We start from the raw sequence: 17,549 nt of genomic DNA, 5'->3' as shown, positions 1-17,549 counted from the left end.
TAATAATGAAATTTGATTTGTCACAAACAGAAGAAAATTACCTAAAGGCTATATATAGCTTGTTTGTTGTGAGCAACAAAGCGGTAAGTACTAATAAAATAGCAGAAAAGTTAGCAACCAAAGCTTCATCGGTAACCGATATGGTTAAAAAATTAGCCGAAAAAGATTTGGTGAATTATGTAAAATATCAAGGAGTTTCTTTAACTACTAGTGGTAAAGAAATAGCCATACATGTCATCCGTAAACATAGACTTTGGGAGGTGTTTTTGGTTCGTTATTTGGGTTTTCAATGGGATGAGGTTCACGAAGTGGCAGAGCAGCTAGAGCATGTTAAATCGGTAAAATTGACCAATAGTTTAGATGCTTTTTTAGAGTTTCCTAGATACGATCCACATGGAGACCCTATTCCGGATAAGGATGGGAATTTTATCAAAAGAAATGTTACGGTTTTGTCTACTTTAAAAGTAAATGAAGAAAGTAAAATTGTAGGAGTAAAAGATAGTTCTAGCGCATTTTTAAAGTATTTAGACAATGCCGATATTGAACTAGGAGCAGAAATAAAGGTGTTGCATAAAGAGAACTTTGATAACTCTATGTTGCTTTTAATTAACGGACAAAAAATATCTATATCGCAACAAATCTCTAGCAACTTATACGTAAAGCAAAACGATTAAAACAGATGAAAAAACTAAGCTCATTGTTGGTGTTGTTAATTGGTTTTTCGGCCTGTAAACCAACAGTTAAAAAAGAAAACGAAAAGTTTACTGTAGTTACCACTACTACCATGATTACCGATTTGGTAAAAACGTTGGGAGGAGATGCTATAGATGTAAAAGGAATTATGGGAGCAGGTGTAGATCCCCACTTGTACAAAGCATCAGAAGGAGATGTGGCCAAATTAAGTGGAGCCGATTTAATAGTCTATAATGGTTTGCATTTAGAAGGTAAGTTGGTAGATGTGTTTGAAAAAATGAATGCAATGGGAAAAAGAACCATTGCTTTAGGAAATTTTTTAAACCATGAGCAAATAATAAATTCAGAAGCATTTGCAAGTTCTCACGATCCGCATATATGGTTTTCTATAGACAATTGGAGGAGCATTTCTGAATTGTTGGTGAACGAATTGATAAAAATAGATCCTACAAATGCAGCATTGTATGCTAAGAACGGAACGGCCTACACAAAAAGATTAAGGGATTTAAAAAAGGAAATGGAAACCAAAATAGATGAGTTGCCTAAGGAAAAAAGAATTTTAGTAACGGCACATGATGCATTCTCTTATTTTGGAAAAGAGTTTGATTTTGAGGTGGTGGGTTTGCAAGGTTTATCTACAGCTACAGAGGCTGGAGTTAAAGATGTGCAGCGTATTTCTGATTTTATTATACAAAATAAAGTCAAGGCTATTTTTGTTGAAAGTTCTGTGCCTAAAAGAACGGTAGAAGCTTTGCAGGCATCGGTAAAATCTAAAGGGCAAGAAGTAATTATTGGAGGAGAATTGTTTTCTGATGCATTGGGAAATCTTACCGAAGAAACAGGAAATTATATAGGAATGTACAAATACAACGTGAATACGATTGTGGATGCGTTGAAGTAGGTATGGAGGAGTACAGAATTTGGTGTTCGAGCGAAGTCGAGAACTGAGATAATTCTATAAATATTATATTCTTTTTATAAACTGTGTTAGTGATTGACTGGCCTGTTTGAGCTCTTTAAAGGTGCTCGGGCGGAGTCGAGAGTCTTTAAAAGCGAGTAAGGAAAGCACGACCCTCCCGAAATTTTGGGAAGGGGAACACCCAAAAACAAAAATTATGGAACAAAAAATAGCCATAGCTATTGATGATTTAACGGTAGCTTACAACTACAAACCTGTGTTGTGGGATATAGATTTGCAAATTCCAGAAGGAGTGTTAATGGCTATTGTGGGGCCTAATGGAGCAGGAAAATCTACCTTGTTAAAATCTATTTTAGATATTATAAAACCTTTGGCAGGATCTGTAACTGTGTATGGAAAACCCTATAAAAAACAACGAGATTTGGTGGCTTATGTTCCGCAAAAAGGAAGTGTAGATTGGGATTTTCCGACCACTGCTTTAGATGTGGTAATGATGGGGACTTATGGTGCTTTAGGTTGGATTAAAAGACCAGGGCAAAAACAAAAAAAGCAAGCTTTAGAGGCTTTGGAAAAAGTAGGAATGTTGCCGTTTCAGAACCGACAAATTTCTCAATTGTCTGGAGGGCAACAACAACGTATTTTTTTGGCTAGAGCTTTGGTGCAAAATGCAGCCATTTATTTTATGGATGAACCTTTTCAGGGAGTAGATGCTACTACAGAAAAAGCCATTATACAGATTTTAAAAGAATTAAGAAAAGCAGGGAAAACAGTAATTGTAGTGCATCATGATTTGCAAACGGTTCCAGAATATTTTGATTGGGTAACGTTTTTAAACGTAAAAAAAATAGCTACAGGTCCTGTGGCAGATATTTTTAATGATGATAATTTAACCAAAACCTATGGAATAAATTACAAAACCAGTATTACGGAAGGAAAGTTATGATAAGGGAGTATGTAGATTTGTTAATGAGAGATTATACCTTGCAAATTATAACTCTTGGAACCGCTGTTTTGGGAGCTGTTTGTGGGGTGTTGGGAAGTTTTGCGGTGTTAAGAAAACAAAGTTTGTTGGGCGATGCTATTTCTCATGCATCGTTGCCTGGAATAGCCATTGTGTTTTTGGTTTTAGGAGTAAAAAACAGTAATGGTTTGTTATTAGGTGCGTTGTTAAGTGGTTTGGTGGCGGCTATTTTTATTAAAGGAATTATTTCTAAAACTCATTTAAAGTCTGATACGGCTTTGGGGATTGTATTGTCAACTTTTTTTGGTTTTGGAATGTTGTTGTTAACTTATATTCAAAAATTACCAAATGCAAATCAATCTGGGTTAGAAAAATACTTGTTTGGACAAGCGGCTACATTGTTAGCAGCAGATGTTTGGTTAATGTCTGTGTTAACAGGGGTAGCATTGCTTATTGTGATTGTGTTTTGGAAAGAATTTAAAATGGTGCTTTTTGATGCTGATTATACCACAACACTAGGGTTTAATGTAAAGTTTATAAATACATTAATTACCTCTTTTATTGTAATTGCCATTGTAATGGGGTTGCAAACAGTTGGGGTGGTGTTAATGAGTGCGATGTTATTGGCACCCGCTGCTGCGGCAAGACAATGGACCAATAGTTTGTCTAAAATGGTTGTGTTGGCAGGTTTGTTTGGTGCTTTTTCTGGGGTGCTAGGAACCGCAATTAGTGCCAGTGCAAACAACTTGTCTACAGGTCCTGTAATTGTGTTAATAGCTACGTTATTTGTAGTGATATCTTTTGTGTTTTCGCCTATTAGAGGGTTGTTGTTTAAGCAAATAAAATTGTGGAAAAATAGGAACGATTTAAAGTTGATGAAAACACTGTCTTTTATGTACGATATTGTAAAAACCCACGATAATATTTCTCATCCACACAAAATACAGTTGTTAAATAATTTTCAAGGATACTCCCGTAAAAGCTTAAAAAGATTGCAGTCCGAAGATTTGATTTTATTAAATAAAAGCGATTGGTCTTTAACAGAAAAAGGATATCAAGTTGCTAAAAACCTATATAGTCAACAAATATGACAAATCCACAAATAGAAATACAAATCATATTAAGTTTGGTGGCCATTACTTGTGCATTGCCTGGGGTATTTTTAGTGTTAAGAAAAATGGCCTTAATTAGCGATGCAATTAGTCATTCTATATTACCAGGAATTGTGATCGGTTTTTTTATCACTCAAGATCTAGCGTCACCTCTATTAATTTTGATGGCAACACTTACAGGAGTTTTAACAGTGGTGTTGGTAGAATACATTCAAAAAACAGGTTTGGTAAAAGAAGATACGGCCATTGGTTTGGTGTTTCCTTCTTTATTTAGTGTGGGGGTTATACTCATTGCTAAAAATGCTGGAGATGTGCATTTGGATGTAGATGCGGTTTTGTTAGGTGAGGTTGCTTTTGCTCCTTTTGATAGGTGGTTTTATGCTGGAGTAGATATGGGACCAAAATCTTTGTGGATGATAGGAGGAATTTTAACACTAACCATAAGTTTGCTTTTGTTGTTTTATAAAGAATTAAAAGTAGCCACGTTTGATTCTGGATTGGCAGCTTCTTTAGGGTTTACTCCTATTGGAATTCATTATGGATTAATGACTGTGTCATCGGTAACAACGGTTGGAGCATTTGATGCAATTGGAGCTGTTTTGGTAGTTGCATTTATGATTGTGCCAGCAGCTTGCGTGTATTTACTTACAGACAATTTAAAAAAAATGATGGTAGGTGCCTGTTTGGTTGGGGTATTTGCCTCTATAACCGGATATTGGTGTGCGCATGCTATTAATGCTTCTATTGCTGGTACTATTGCAACTGTTCTGGGAGTTCTTTTTTTTGGAGTATACTTATTTGCTCCTAATAAAGGATATGTTTCGCAATGGTATAAAATTAAGCAACAAAAAACAGAAGTAGCCCTGCTAGTATTTTTGTTGCACATAGCCAATCATGAAGAAGAAAAAGAACGTAATATAAATCATTTGCAAGAGCATATTAATTGGAGTGTACAAAGAGCTAAAAAAGTATTAAAATTAGCTAAGCAAAATAATATGATTGAAATTGATGGTGAAATTGTTAGCTTAACAACAAAAGGAGCTGAATTTACAAACAAGGCAGTTTCTTATATATCAGATAATAAAAACTCTGAATTAGAAGGAGTTAAGCAAAACTTCTTTTTGTTTAGAGGATAATTTTGTAGGAAGCTGGTATGTTTTTTGGAGTTGTAAAAGTGAGTTTAAAAACTTATTTTTAAGAAACAACGTTATAAAAAAACAAAAAATATGTCAATACTAAATATTTTCCTTAGCGGAACACAAAAGAAAAATAGAGGTCATTTAGCAAATATTGTAAAGATTGCAAAATCTGATGGAAAGCTAAATAGAGATGAAATTAAGCTGATTAAAAAAATTAAGGCAGAGTTAAATATTAGTGATTTAGCTTATAGGAGTATTATTAGAAAACCAGAACAATATCCTATGAATCCACCGTCTAATTACGAGGAAAGAATAGAAAGATTGTTCAAGCTTACAGACATGCTGTTGGTAGATAAAGCATCTTATGAATTGTCTGTAAAATTATTAGAAAAATTAGCTGTAGGAATTGGTTTTCCTTTATCTACACACGAACAAGTAGTAAAAAAAGCTGTAGAACTTGTGCAGAAAAATACAAGTTTAGATGTGTTTACAGAAGAAATAAAAAGAGTAAATACATCTAAAAAAGAGTAAGGTTTAGAAACCTTTTAATTAAAAGAGATTGTTTAATTTAGACAATCTCTTTTTTTTTAAGCTATGATTTCAGAATGTTTCTTTAAAGTATACAATGCCTCTGCCGGAAGTGGTAAAACATTTACCTTGGTAAAAGAGTATTTAAAAATAGTACTAACCTCTGGAGATTTTGAATTTCAGAAAATATTGGCAATCACATTTACCAATAAAGCAGCTGCAGAAATGAAACAACGTGTGTTGAATACGTTAAAAGATGCTTCAGTAGCTAAAGAAAATCAAATTGTTGAGGTATTAAAAAAAGAAACGGGTTTAACCAATGATGAAATAAAAGAAAAATCAACAAAAGTTCTTAAAAACATTTTACATAATTATGCCAGTTTTAACATTATTACCATTGACAGTTTTACGCATAAATTAATTAGAACATTTTCTTTAGACTTGGGTTTACCTCTAGATTTTGAAGTGGAAATGGATGCAGAACCTTTGTTAGAAGAAACTATAGATATTTTAATATCTAGAATTGGAGATGATACAGAATTAACAGAAACGTTGGTAAATTATACACTTCATCAAGTAAATAATGATAAGTCTTGGGATATCAACAAATCATTAATAGATGTAGCTCGTCTTTTGCTAAACGAAGAAAACGAAATAGAGGTTTCTAAATTGGTAAACACCAATTTGTCTGATTTTAAAACATTAGAAAATAAATTAAGACAGTATTTACAAGATACCGAAAAGGCATTTAAAGAAGTAGGAGAACAAGCCTTAGCTTTAATTGATGAAAACGGGATTACTCACAGTTCTTTTGCAAGTGGTGATTTGCCCAATTATTTTAAAAAGTTTTTAGGAAGTTGGATGCTAAAAGAAGAAGAGTTGGCAGGGAAACGATTGATTGGAAATATGGAAAAAGGAGTGTTGTATGCAAAAACTAAACCTAAAGACCCTTCCAAATTAGCCGATAGAGACAAAATTGATTTGATTCAAGACGAGTTGTTTGCCATATACACAATGTCTCAAAAATTATGTGAAGACCACTTAGGACAATACTTTTTAGTTAAAAAGATTTTAAAATCGTTGGTGCCACTAGCTGTACTTAGTCACATAAACAAAGAGTTTTCTAGTTTAAAAGAAGAAAATAACTTTAGGTTAAATGCAGAGTTTAACAGGTTTATAAGCAAACAAATAAAAGACGAACCTGTACCTTTTATTTATGAACGTTTGGGCGAAAAATTTCAGTATTTTTTTATTGATGAAATGCAAGATACATCGGAATTGCAATGGCAAAATTTAATTCCATTAATTCATAACACATTGTCTCAGAATAAAGGAGGTTTAATGTTGGTGGGAGATGCCAAACAATCCATATACAGATGGAGAGGAGGAAAAGCTTCGCAATTTGTAGATTTATCCAACCCAAATAACAAACAATTCTTTGTAGATAAAGAGGTGCTAACTTTAGGAACCAACTATCGTAGTTACAGTAATGTAATCAACTTTAACAATCAGTTTTTTTCTTTTATATCATCTTATTTAAAAGACCCTGTTTATCAGGAAATTTACAATCAAGAAAAACATCAAGGAATAAATTCAAAAGAAGGAGGATATGTAAGGTTGGAAGTTTTTGAAAGAAACGAAGAATTTGAACTTGAAGAGTTTTATTCAGAAAAAGTATATCAACAAATTTTAGCAATTGAAGAAAAAGGTTTTTGTAAAGGAGATATTTGTGTGTTAACTCGTAAAAAAGCACACGGAGTAGCTGTGGCAAATTATTTAGTTTCTAAAGGAATAGAAGTAATATCGCCAGATAGTTTGTTGTTAAAAAACAATCCACTAGTTCAGTTCTTTGTCCGTTTTATGCGTTGGTTAGATAACAAAGATGATAAAGAAGAATTGATAGAAATTTTAAGTTTTTTTAAAGGGCATTTGGCAATTGAAATTGCGGAACACGAATTTTATGAAACTTGCTTAAAAACAGAGAATGTAGAAGAGTTATTATCTTTTTTAGGTGTTGAATTTAAATTGGCCGAATTTTTTTCAATGTCTTTATACGATGGGTTGGAGTATATAATAAGAGCTTTTAATCTGCAATCTATTATGGATGTTTTTGGACAAGCTTTTTTAGATTTGGTGTTGCAATTTCAGTTAAAAGAATCAGGAGGTCTTCAAGCATTTTTAACTTTTTGGGAACGTAAAAGAGAAAAGTTAACCGTAGAGGTTTCTTCTACACAAAGTGCAGTGCAAATTATGACCATTCACAAATCTAAAGGGTTAGAATTTCCAGTAGTCATTTTTCCATTTGATTTGGATACAGAATACATTCAGAACGAAAAAATTTGGTATCATACAAAAGAAAAAGAATTGTTTAACAATTTTGAAAGTTTTCAAATACCAGTGTCTAGTAAACTTGCAATGTATGGCAGCCAAGGAGAAACAGCACTAGAAGAAGTAAATAAAGATATACAATTAGATAATTTTAATTTATTGTATGTAGCCTTAACTAGAGCAAAAGAACAGTTGTTTGTGCTGTGCGATAGCAAAAAAGGCACATCAAAAACAATCAAAAATTATTCAGATTATTTTAAATTGTTTATTTCGGAAAAAGGTAATGAGTTTGTTTATGAATTGGGAAGCCCTAAAAGGTTATCAAGGCCAGAAGAAACCGAAGATGGTTGGGTGTTGCAAAATTTTATAAGCACCGATAAAAAAGAAAATCAAATTGTAGTGGTTCAGCAGAAGGAAGAAGATAATGAAGCCACTTTATTTGGGAACATAATTCACCAAGCTTTTGAAAAAGTTAACTCCATAAAACAAATTTCTTTAGCCCATACCTATATTCAACAACAGGGCTTGCCTAAAGAAGTAGAGCGTAAAGCAAAACAAATTATAGACAACGTTGTTCATCATCCAGAATTGAAAGCTTATTATAAAGAAGGTGTAGAAGTTTATAATGAAAGATCTTTTTTAACCCAAAGTGGTAAGGTTAATATAATGGATAGAGTTGTTTTTTGGAACAATAAAGCGATTATTATAGATTATAAAACAGGAAGTTTTTATACTCAACACCAATTGCAAATAGAAAACTATGCCAATATTTTAGAAAACTTAGGGTATGTAGTTCAAAATAAATATTTGGTGTATTGCAACCATGAAATTGAAATTAAAAAGCTATAAATAAGTAATTTTTTTTATCTTTTAAATTAAATAAAAACGTGTTTTATGTACATCACAACCTGTGATTAAGTTAATGTAACGATAATTTTAGACCTAACGTATGTTAGTTTTGTACATTTGCACAAACTAAATTTAAGTTATTATGAAAAAAATTACAATAGTATCATTCATTGCTATTTTTATTTTGTCAGCAAAAGTTTTTGCACAAGATGAAAAAAACCCATGGGCAATAGGAGTAGGTATTAACATGGTAGATGTTACTCAATATGGAATTTCTAGTCCATTTAGTCAATTTAAAGATTACATAGGTATTTCTGATAATAATGTATTACCAGTCTTAAGTAGATTGTACGTAGCTAAATATTTAAACAAAGGATTTACAGTAGACATTGCTGGAGCTATCAATTCTATAGATGAAGTTCCTAGAGGAGAAGTAAGTGAAAAAACATATTACTCTTTAGACTTTGGTTTAAGATATGATTTGAACGAAATTTTTGGAGAAACAGGATGGTTTGATCCGTATGCTAAATTTAGTGTTGGAGGAGCATGGGTAGAAGATGATTCTGCTTTGGAATTGTCTCCAACATTAGGATTCAATACTTGGTTTAATGACAAAGTAGGTTTAAACTTTGAAAGTTCATACAAAACAAGTGCTTTGTTTGATGCAAGTGGAGTAGGAAGTGCTCAATATATTGGAGATTATCACTTTCAACACTCTATTTCTTTAGTGTTAAAATTTGGAGCTAAAGACACAGATTCTGACGGAGTTTTAGATGCAGATGATCTTTGTCCTAAAATTGCAGGTAAAAAAGAATTAAAAGGATGTCCTGATATGGATGGAGACGGTGTTGCGGACAACGAAGATGAATGTCCAGAATTGGCAGGAACTATAGCTACTAAAGGATGCCCAGATTCAGATAAAGATGGAGTCGCAGATAAATACGATGCTTGTCCTAATAAAGCAGGAAAGTTTGGAGGATGTCCAGATACAGACGGAGATGGAGTTGCAGATAATAAAGATTTATGCCCAACGTTGGCAGGACCTAAAAAAGATGGAGGATGCCCAGATTCAGATAAAGATGGATTAGCAGATCATTTAGACAAATGTCCAAAAACATATGGAGCTGTAGCTAACGGAGGATGTCCTTGGAAAGATACAGATGGTGACGGAGTTACGGATAATTTAGACAACTGTGTTAACGAAAGAGGACCAAAATCTAACAATGGTTGTCCTGTAAAATTAACTGAAGAAGCTAAAAAACAATTAGGTAAATATGCAAAAACAATTCAGTTTAACTCAGGAAAAACAGCATTTAAACCTGGTGTAACAAAAACTTTAGATGTTATTGTAAATGTAATGAGAGAATTTGAAGGTGTTCGTTTTGATGTAGAAGGGCATTCTGATAGTTCTGGAAACGATGCTAAAAACTTAAAGTTATCTCAAGACAGAGCACAAGCTGTGGTAGATTATTTAACTTCTCATGGAATTGAAGACTGGAGATTACACGCTGTAGGTTATGGAGAAACAAAGCCAATTGCAAGTAATAATACTGCTGCTGGTAGAGCATTAAACAGAAGAGTTGTTTTAACAGCTATTGAAAAATAAGAAGAATAAAATTTTAAAATTAAAGGGCATTCCTATATAGGAATGCCCTTTTTGCATTAGGTCAATTCTTATGTTGATAATTGTCAATTTAAAGGATGGTTTTAAATTTTACAATCATTTTGCTTGTGTTGTTAAGTTTCTGTTTGTTAGGTTTTTATGTTTTTTTTTGCTTTTGTTAGACTGTATGTATTTGTTGTAGATAGGGTTGATGCTCGTCAATTTTGTTTTTTCAGTACTCATAATTAGTAGTTTTGAGGAAACAAAAAGTAGAAACATTATGAAAAAAATTACACTATTATCGTTATTAATGCTCTTGGCTTTTTCTGTAAAATCATTTTCTCAGAATGAAAAAAAACCATGGGCAATAGGAGTTGGAACCAATTTTATTGATATTTCTAATGCAGGAATAGGAAGGTTAGGAACACAAGTTAAAGATTACATAAGAATAGATAAGGATTTGAACAACGTTCCTTTTATTACGCGTTTGTATGTAGCTAGGTATTTAAAAAATGGATTTAGTGCAGACATAACAGGTTCTTTTAATAAAATAGATGAAGGAGCAAATGGGACTGTTGCCGAAGAGAATTATTATTCTGTAGATTTAGGAATAAGATATGATATTAATAAACTATGGGGAAAATCAGGATGGTTTGATCCGTATGCTAAATTTAGTATTGGAACTATTTGGGTAGATAAAGATATGGGAGGTGTTTTGTCACCTGCGCTAGGTTTTAACACATGGTTTAATGAATCTTTGGGATTAAACTTTGAAACCGCTTATAAATCAAATGAAGTTTTTGGAGATTCTCATATAGGAAATGTCAAGTATGTTCCAGGATATCATTTTCAACACTCGGTATCTTTGGTTTACAGGTTTGGAAAACCAGTAAAAAATAAAAAGGCAGATTCGGACGGAGATATGGTTTTAGATATTAATGACAAATGTCCTTATACTAAAGGATCTATAAGGTTTATGGGGTGCCCAGATACCGATGGAGATTTAGTGGAAGATAGCAAAGATGAATGCCCAAACATACCAGGAGCTGTAAAAGATGGTGGATGTCCAGACACAGATCATGATGGATTGGCTGATAAAAATGATAAGTGTCCTAATGAATTTGGTCCCTTAAAAAATAACGGATGCCCTTGGCCAGATACAGATGGAGATGGTGTTACAGATAATATAGATAATTGTGTAAAAGAAAGAGGACCTAAATCTAATAACGGTTGTCCAATAGCTTTAACTCAGCAAGCTAAAGATCAGTTAGGAGAATATGCAAAAACAATTCAGTTTAATGTAGATAGCACGGAATTTAAAGAAGGAGTAACAGAAAAATTGGATTTAATTGTTGGTGTAATGAAAAAGTTTGACGGAATTAGGTTTGAAATTGAAGGACATTGTGATAGTCAAGGGAACGATGCTTACAATTTAAAATTATCTAAAGATAGAGCGCAAGCAGTGGTAAATTATTTAAGAACACACGGTATTGAAGATTGGCGATTAAAAGCAGAAGGTTATGGAGAAACCAAACCTATTGCTTCTAACAAAACAGCTGTAGGTAGAGCTTTAAATAGAAGAGTGGTAATTACTGCCTTAAATTCTAAATAAACTTAACAATAGTTTAAAAAAGCCGTTCTAATTTAGAACGGCTTTTTTAAGGTCTAATTTTTTATAGTATTTAAAAAATCCGTTCCTTTATATATCTTCTTTTTATATAAAAACATGAATACTTTTTTAGCAGAAACAGCCAAAGCTATTGTACACAAACATCAGGATTTTAAAAATACCACATGTATTGTTCCTAGCGAAAGAGCAGGAATTTATTTAAAAAAATGTTTTAAAGAAGAGTTACAGGGGACTGTTTCTTTTTTGCCTAAAATTATAAGTATAGAAAAGTTTATTAAAGAAATTTCTGGTTTAGAAACCATGGATCAGGTTTCTTTAATTTTTGAATTTTTTACCATTTACAATCAAACTTTTTTAGGAGAAAAACCAGACACTTTTGAAAGGTTTATAGGGTGGGCAACTATAGCAATACAAGATTTTAATGAAATAGATAGACATTTAGTAGAGCCTAAAGAAATATTTTCTTACTTAACAGATATTCAAAATATTAAAGATTGGTCGCCTAAAAAAGAGGAAGTTACTAGTACAGTAAAAAATTACATGTCTTTTGTAAAAGATCTATATGTATATTATCAAAAGTTGAGTGTTTCTTTGTTAGAAAAAAATGCGGGTTATCAAGGATTGGTCTATAAAGAAGCATATCATAAACATAAAGAATATTTAAAAGTTCATCAGGACGAGTATTTTCATTTTATTGGGTTTAATGCGTTAAATACAGCCGAAGAAGAAATTTTTAAAAGTTTTTTAGAATTGAAACACAACCATATTTATTGGGATGTAGATCAATATTATTTAGAAGATAAGCACGAGGCCGGGTTGTTTATTAGAAAGTTTTTTAAAGAATGGGAATGTTTACAAACCCTTGAAAAAGAAAAATTTGTAAAGAACCATTTTAATCAGAAAAAAAACATTCAAATTTTAGGAACTCCGTTAAATGTTACCGGAATAAAAGCAGCTACTTCTTTTTTAAACAGTACTATAAATCCAGAAGAAACAGCATTTGTTTTGGCAGAAGAATCTATTTTGCCTGTGGTTTTAAATTCCATTCCACAAAATGTAAACAAAGTAAACGTTACTATGGGGTATGCGTTAAGTAATATTCCTTTGTCGGGGTTGTTTCAGTCTTTGTTTGATGCTCATTTAAATCAGCAAAAACTAGGAAAAGAAACATTTTATTATAAAGACTTATTATCTTTTTTTAGACATCCATATCTGGGTAAAATTACCGAAAACATTAGTGCCAAAATAATAGCGCATATTACCCAAAATAATTTGGTGTTTATTAGTCAAGAAACTATTGTACATCTTTGCAAACAATATAAGATTCATGCCGTTATTGTAGCTCTGTTTCAGAACAAATTAAGTGTGTCAGAGTTTCTAAATAGAATTATTGATTTCATCAACCATTTAGATCAAAAATTAGAAGGAATAGAGTTGTTGTATGTAGAAGGGTATAGAAAAGTATTTCAAGAAATTATCAATCTAAACAATCAATATCAATACATTACCAATATTAAAGTATTGCATAAAATTTTTAAAAAATTATTACCCTTAGAAACGGTTGATTTTAAAGGGGAGGCTTTAGAGGGTATGCAGTTAATGGGGGTGTTAGAAACACGTTGTTTAGATTTTAAAAATGTAATACTTTCTTCTGTAAATGAAGGAATACTTCCTTCTGGAAAAACGGAGCGTTCTTTTATTTCTTTTGAAGTAAAGAAACACTTTAAAATGCCTACTTATTTAGCTAAAGATGCTATTTTTTCATATCATTTTTACAGATTAATTCAAAGAGCAGAGAATATTTATTTATTATATAATACACAACCTAATGATTTTGGTGGTGGAGAAATGAGTAGATTTTTAACACAACTGTTAATAGATAAAGAACAAGACGTTACTCATAAAAAAGTAGTGGCTCCAGTACAAATGTCTACGGTAAAACCTAGAGAAATTGTAAAGACAGAAAGAGTGATTACTTTGTTAAAAAACTATTTTAATAAAGGAGTGTCACCAAGTAGAATTATAGATTATGTTAATGATCCTTTAGGTTTTTATCAGAAAATTGTTTTAAAAATAAGAGAAACCGACAAAGTAGAAGAAGAGGTAGCTCATAATACTTTAGGAACCGTGGTTCACGATTCTTTAGAGTTTTTATACAAACCCTATTTGAATAAAATTTTAATACCAGCAGATATTAAAAAAATGAAATCAGAGGCCAAAGAAATGGTGTCCTCTAAATTCATAGAACACTTTAAACAAGGAGATCTTACTACAGGAAAAAATAGATTGATTTATGAAGTAGCCAATCAATTTGTAATGAATTTTTTAAATAAAGAATTAAAAGAAATTCAAGAAGGTAAAGAGATAATTGTTAAAAGTTTAGAAGGAGAATATAGTGTTGATTTGCTAACACCTAACGGACATAAAGTAGTTTTAAAAGGAAAAATAGATAGAGTTGATGAGGTAAACGGAGTAAGAAGAATTGTAGATTATAAAACAGGAAAAGTAGAAACTAAAGATTTAAAATTGTCAGATTTATCTTTGGTTATGACAGATTACAAATACCATAAAATTTTACAGGTAATGACTTATGTTTTGTTGTACACAGAAACAGAAAGTTTTGACCTTGAACAGAATAAATTGCAAACAGGAATCTACTCTTTTAAAAACTTTCAAGCAGGTTTTTTAGCGATGAATTTTTCTGAGAATAGATTTGAAAAAGAACATACAGTAACTCCCGAATTTTTAGAAGATTTTAAACAGAGTTTATTTGCGTTAATTGATGAAATTCTAGACAACAAACTTACTTTTGTAGAGAACTTAGATAAAAAATTTAAAAAAGAAGTATAATGGTTCATAAAAACATTCAGGTACAAGGAAAACATAAAAAACCAATTTTAACAGACTTGCATTATACCAAAAACGGACAAAAAAAAGCGATAGTTATTTTTTGTCATGGGTATAAAGGTTACAAAGATTGGGGAGCGTGGAACTTAATGGCTACTGAGTTTGCTAAACAAAACTTCTTTTTTGCAAAGTTTAGTTTTTCGCACAATGGAGGAACGGTAGAGCAACCCATAGATTTTCCTGATTTAAAAGCTTTTGGTCAAAATACATTTACCAAAGAAATGGACGATTTGCAATCGGTTATAGATTTTATTTTAGATCATGATGAGTTACAAACAGAAATAGATACAGAAAATATTACACTAATAGGACATTCTAGAGGAGGAGGAATTGTAACGCTAAAAGCAAACGAAGAGCCTAAAATTAAAAATGTAATTTCTTGGGCAGGAGTATCAGACTTTAAAGCTCGTTTTCCTACAGGTTTTAAATTATGGTGGTGGAAAGTTAGAGGAGTTGGTTTTGTTAAAAACGCAAGAACACATCAAAAAATGCCTCATTATTTTTCGTTCTACAAAGATTATATCAACAACAAAGAAAGGTTTGATATTGAGCAAGCGGCTAAAAATTTAAAAGCAAATCATTTACTAGTTCACGGTACAGAAGATGTTGTGGTAAAACCTATAGAATCAGAAAACGTAAACAAATGGAATCCAAATAGTAAGTTAATTTGGATAGAAAATATGAATCATGCTATGGGAAATAGTCAGCCTTATACAGAAAATGAAATGCCCTTAGACTTACAAAAAGTAGTAGCAGAATCGATTCAATTCATCAATGAGCAAAAATAGATTTTCTTTTAAACACATTAACAGCATTGCGGTTCCGGCTATTATTTCTGGAGTTATAGAGCCCATACTTTCTTTAACCGATACTGCAGTTGTAGGAAATGTAAATATAAATGCAACCGAGGCATTGGCAGCGGTTGGGCTTGCAGGTTCTTTTATTGCAACTTTAGGGTGGATTTTTACACAAAGTAAAGTGGCTATTGCTGCTTTAGTAGCAGAGTATTTAGGTAAAAAAGAGTTAGATAAAATAATAGGTTTGCCTGCTCAAATGATTGCCATTAATATTGTTCTAGGATGCATTGTTTATGCAATTACATATGTATTAACAATTCAAATATTTAAGCTTTATAACGCTGATGGTTTGGTATTAAATTATACGGTTTCTTATTACAGAATTAGAGCATTGGGGTTTCCATTGTTGCTGTTTATTGTTTCTGTATTTTCTATTTTTAGAGGCTTACAAAATACCTTTTGGCCTATGGTAATTAGTGCCACAGGAGCTGTGTTAAATATTCTGTTAGATTTTTTGTTGGTCTATGGAATAGAAGGGGTAATTCCTGCCATGCATATAGAAGGAGCTGCTTGGGCAAGTTTAATAGCTCAGTTTGTAATGTTTGTTTTTGCACTAATTTTGTTGTTTGTAAAAACACCATTTCGATTAAAAATAATATTCAAAGTCCATCCAGAATTAAAAAGAACTATTGGAATTAGTTTAAATATGCTGGTAAGAACCATTGCGTTAAACACAAGTTTGGTAATGTCTAATGCCTATGCAACTAAATACGGATCTAATTACATAGCAGCCTTTACTATTGCTTTTCAAATTTGGTTGTTTTTTGCTTTTTTTATTGATGGATATGCGAGTGTATCTGCCATTATTTCTGGAAAGTTAAAAGGAGAAAATAATTACAAAGATTTAGCGTTATTGGTAAGAATAATTACAAAATATGCATTGGTGGTCTCGGTATCTTTAGCTCTCTTGTTTTTTGTACTGTATCCTTATGTTGGAAAAATATTTACCTATGATGAAGAAGTAATCAATACGTTCGAAAATTTCTTTTGGATGGTTCTTATTATGCAGCCCTTAAATGCTATTGCATTTGTTTATGATGATGTTTATAAAGGAATGGCAGAAGCTGTTACGCTAAGAAATACACAGTTAATAGCCACGTTTGTAGGTTTTGTACCTACATTAATTATTTTGGATATATTAGAGTTTGAAATTTTTGCAATTTGGATAGCTTTTTTAGTTTGGATGCTGTTAAGAGCTTTACTTTTGCGTATAAAATTTGTGAAATTAATAAAGTTAAATGTTAATAAAAAAATACAATTATGAAAGAGTTAGCCTATGTAAAAACTACTTTGGTAGACAAGGTAGCTACTATAGAATTTTATAATCCTGCAAGTAATTCTTTAAATAGTGAGCAGTTAAAACAATTAAGCAAAGCTATTTTTATTTGTGAAGACAATGAAGATGCACGTGTAATTCATATAAAAAGCGTAGGAGAAAAAGTGTTTTGTGCAGGTGCATCTTTTGATGAGTTGCTAGAAATAAATAGTTTAGATAAAGGAACTGCTTTTTTTATGGGGTTTGCCAATGTTATTAATTCTATGAGAAAGAGTAGTAAAATTATTGTAACCTCTGTACAAGGTAAAACCGTAGGAGGTGGTGTAGGAATTGTAGCTGCAAGTGATTATGTTTTTGCAACACAAGCTGCAAGTATTAAATTGTCTGAGCTTACTATAGGAATAGGGCCTTTTGTGATAGAACCTGCAGTAACAAGAAAAATAGGATTGTCTAACTTTACAGATTTAAGTTTAAATCCTACTCAATGGAAAACAGCTGCCTGGGCTAAAGAAGTTGGTTTGTATGCAAAGGTTTTTGAAACTCCTAACGATTTAAATATACAGACAGAAGCTTTTTTTAAAGAGTTAACTCGTTACAATTCCGATGCAGTATCGGCTTTAAAGAAAACATTGTGGAGAGGTACTGATAATTGGGGAGAACTTTTAAAAGAAAGAGCCACTATAAGTGGTAAATTGGTTTTGTCTGAACAAGCCAAAAATGCGTTAGCTCAGTTTAAAAATAAATAGA

The 17,549-nt window shown here is 31.9% G+C and carries 13 protein-coding genes; all 13 read left to right on the top strand.

Going from position 1 to position 17,549, the window contains the following annotated elements:
• Positions 1–5: 5 nt before the first annotated feature.
• The 13 genes from ACY2IJ_RS09065 to ACY2IJ_RS09005 all read left to right on the top strand — a co-directional run bounded on the left by ACY2IJ_RS09065 (position 6) and on the right by ACY2IJ_RS09005 (position 17,548).
• Positions 6–674: a metal-dependent transcriptional regulator gene (locus ACY2IJ_RS09065; RefSeq protein ID WP_476724041.1), complete on the top strand. Its 669-nt coding sequence runs from the start codon at positions 6–8 to the stop codon at positions 672–674.
• A 5-nt stretch (positions 675–679) separates the two neighbouring features.
• On the top strand, positions 680–1,594 hold the full coding sequence (locus ACY2IJ_RS09060; protein WP_476724040.1) for a metal ABC transporter solute-binding protein, Zn/Mn family: 915 nt from the start codon (positions 680–682) through the stop codon (positions 1,592–1,594).
• Between the two features lie 214 nt (positions 1,595–1,808).
• Positions 1,809–2,555, top strand: coding sequence for a metal ABC transporter ATP-binding protein (locus ACY2IJ_RS09055; RefSeq protein ID WP_476724039.1), 747 nt, complete (start codon positions 1,809–1,811; stop codon positions 2,553–2,555).
• A complete protein-coding gene (locus tag ACY2IJ_RS09050) occupies positions 2,552–3,664 on the top strand; it encodes a metal ABC transporter permease (RefSeq protein ID WP_476724038.1) in 1,113 nt (370 codons plus the stop codon). The genes ACY2IJ_RS09055 and ACY2IJ_RS09050 overlap by 4 nt, the downstream gene beginning before the upstream one ends.
• A complete protein-coding gene (locus ACY2IJ_RS09045) occupies positions 3,661–4,821 on the top strand; it encodes a metal ABC transporter permease (protein WP_476724037.1) in 1,161 nt (386 codons plus the stop codon). Before ACY2IJ_RS09050 ends, ACY2IJ_RS09045 begins: the two co-directional genes overlap by 4 nt.
• Positions 4,822–4,911: 90 nt before the next feature.
• Complete coding sequence (locus ACY2IJ_RS09040; protein WP_476724036.1) at positions 4,912–5,355, top strand: hypothetical protein; 444 nt, start codon at positions 4,912–4,914, stop codon at positions 5,353–5,355.
• 63 nt (positions 5,356–5,418) lie between these two features.
• A complete protein-coding gene (locus ACY2IJ_RS09035; RefSeq protein ID WP_476724035.1) occupies positions 5,419–8,529 on the top strand; it encodes a UvrD-helicase domain-containing protein in 3,111 nt (1,036 codons plus the stop codon).
• 142 nt (positions 8,530–8,671) lie between these two features.
• Positions 8,672–10,135 carry an OmpA family protein gene (locus ACY2IJ_RS09030; protein ID WP_476724034.1) on the top strand — a complete coding sequence of 488 codons (1,464 nt, stop codon included), beginning with the start codon at positions 8,672–8,674 and terminating at the stop codon, positions 10,133–10,135.
• Positions 10,136–10,412: 277 nt separating this feature from the next.
• Positions 10,413–11,744 carry an OmpA family protein gene (locus ACY2IJ_RS09025; protein WP_476724033.1) on the top strand — a complete coding sequence of 444 codons (1,332 nt, stop codon included), beginning with the start codon at positions 10,413–10,415 and terminating at the stop codon, positions 11,742–11,744.
• A 114-nt stretch (positions 11,745–11,858) separates the two neighbouring features.
• A complete protein-coding gene (locus ACY2IJ_RS09020; RefSeq protein WP_476724032.1) occupies positions 11,859–14,612 on the top strand; it encodes a PD-(D/E)XK nuclease family protein in 2,754 nt (917 codons plus the stop codon).
• On the top strand, positions 14,612–15,457 hold the full coding sequence (locus tag ACY2IJ_RS09015) for an alpha/beta hydrolase family protein (protein WP_476724031.1): 846 nt from the start codon (positions 14,612–14,614) through the stop codon (positions 15,455–15,457). The genes ACY2IJ_RS09020 and ACY2IJ_RS09015 overlap by 1 nt, the downstream gene beginning before the upstream one ends.
• Complete coding sequence (locus ACY2IJ_RS09010) at positions 15,444–16,790, top strand: MATE family efflux transporter (RefSeq protein WP_476724030.1); 1,347 nt, start codon at positions 15,444–15,446, stop codon at positions 16,788–16,790. Before ACY2IJ_RS09015 ends, ACY2IJ_RS09010 begins: the two co-directional genes overlap by 14 nt.
• The gene (locus tag ACY2IJ_RS09005) at positions 16,787–17,548 is read left to right on the top strand and encodes an enoyl-CoA hydratase/isomerase family protein (protein ID WP_476724029.1); all 762 of its coding nucleotides are present in this window, start codon (positions 16,787–16,789) and stop codon (positions 17,546–17,548) included. Before ACY2IJ_RS09010 ends, ACY2IJ_RS09005 begins: the two co-directional genes overlap by 4 nt.
• The last annotated feature ends 1 nt before the right edge of the window (position 17,549 follow it).

Source organism: Wenyingzhuangia gracilariae, assembly GCF_056387575.1.
Note: the sequence above shows the minus strand (reverse complement) of the source record. Positions and strands in the feature narration are given on the sequence as shown.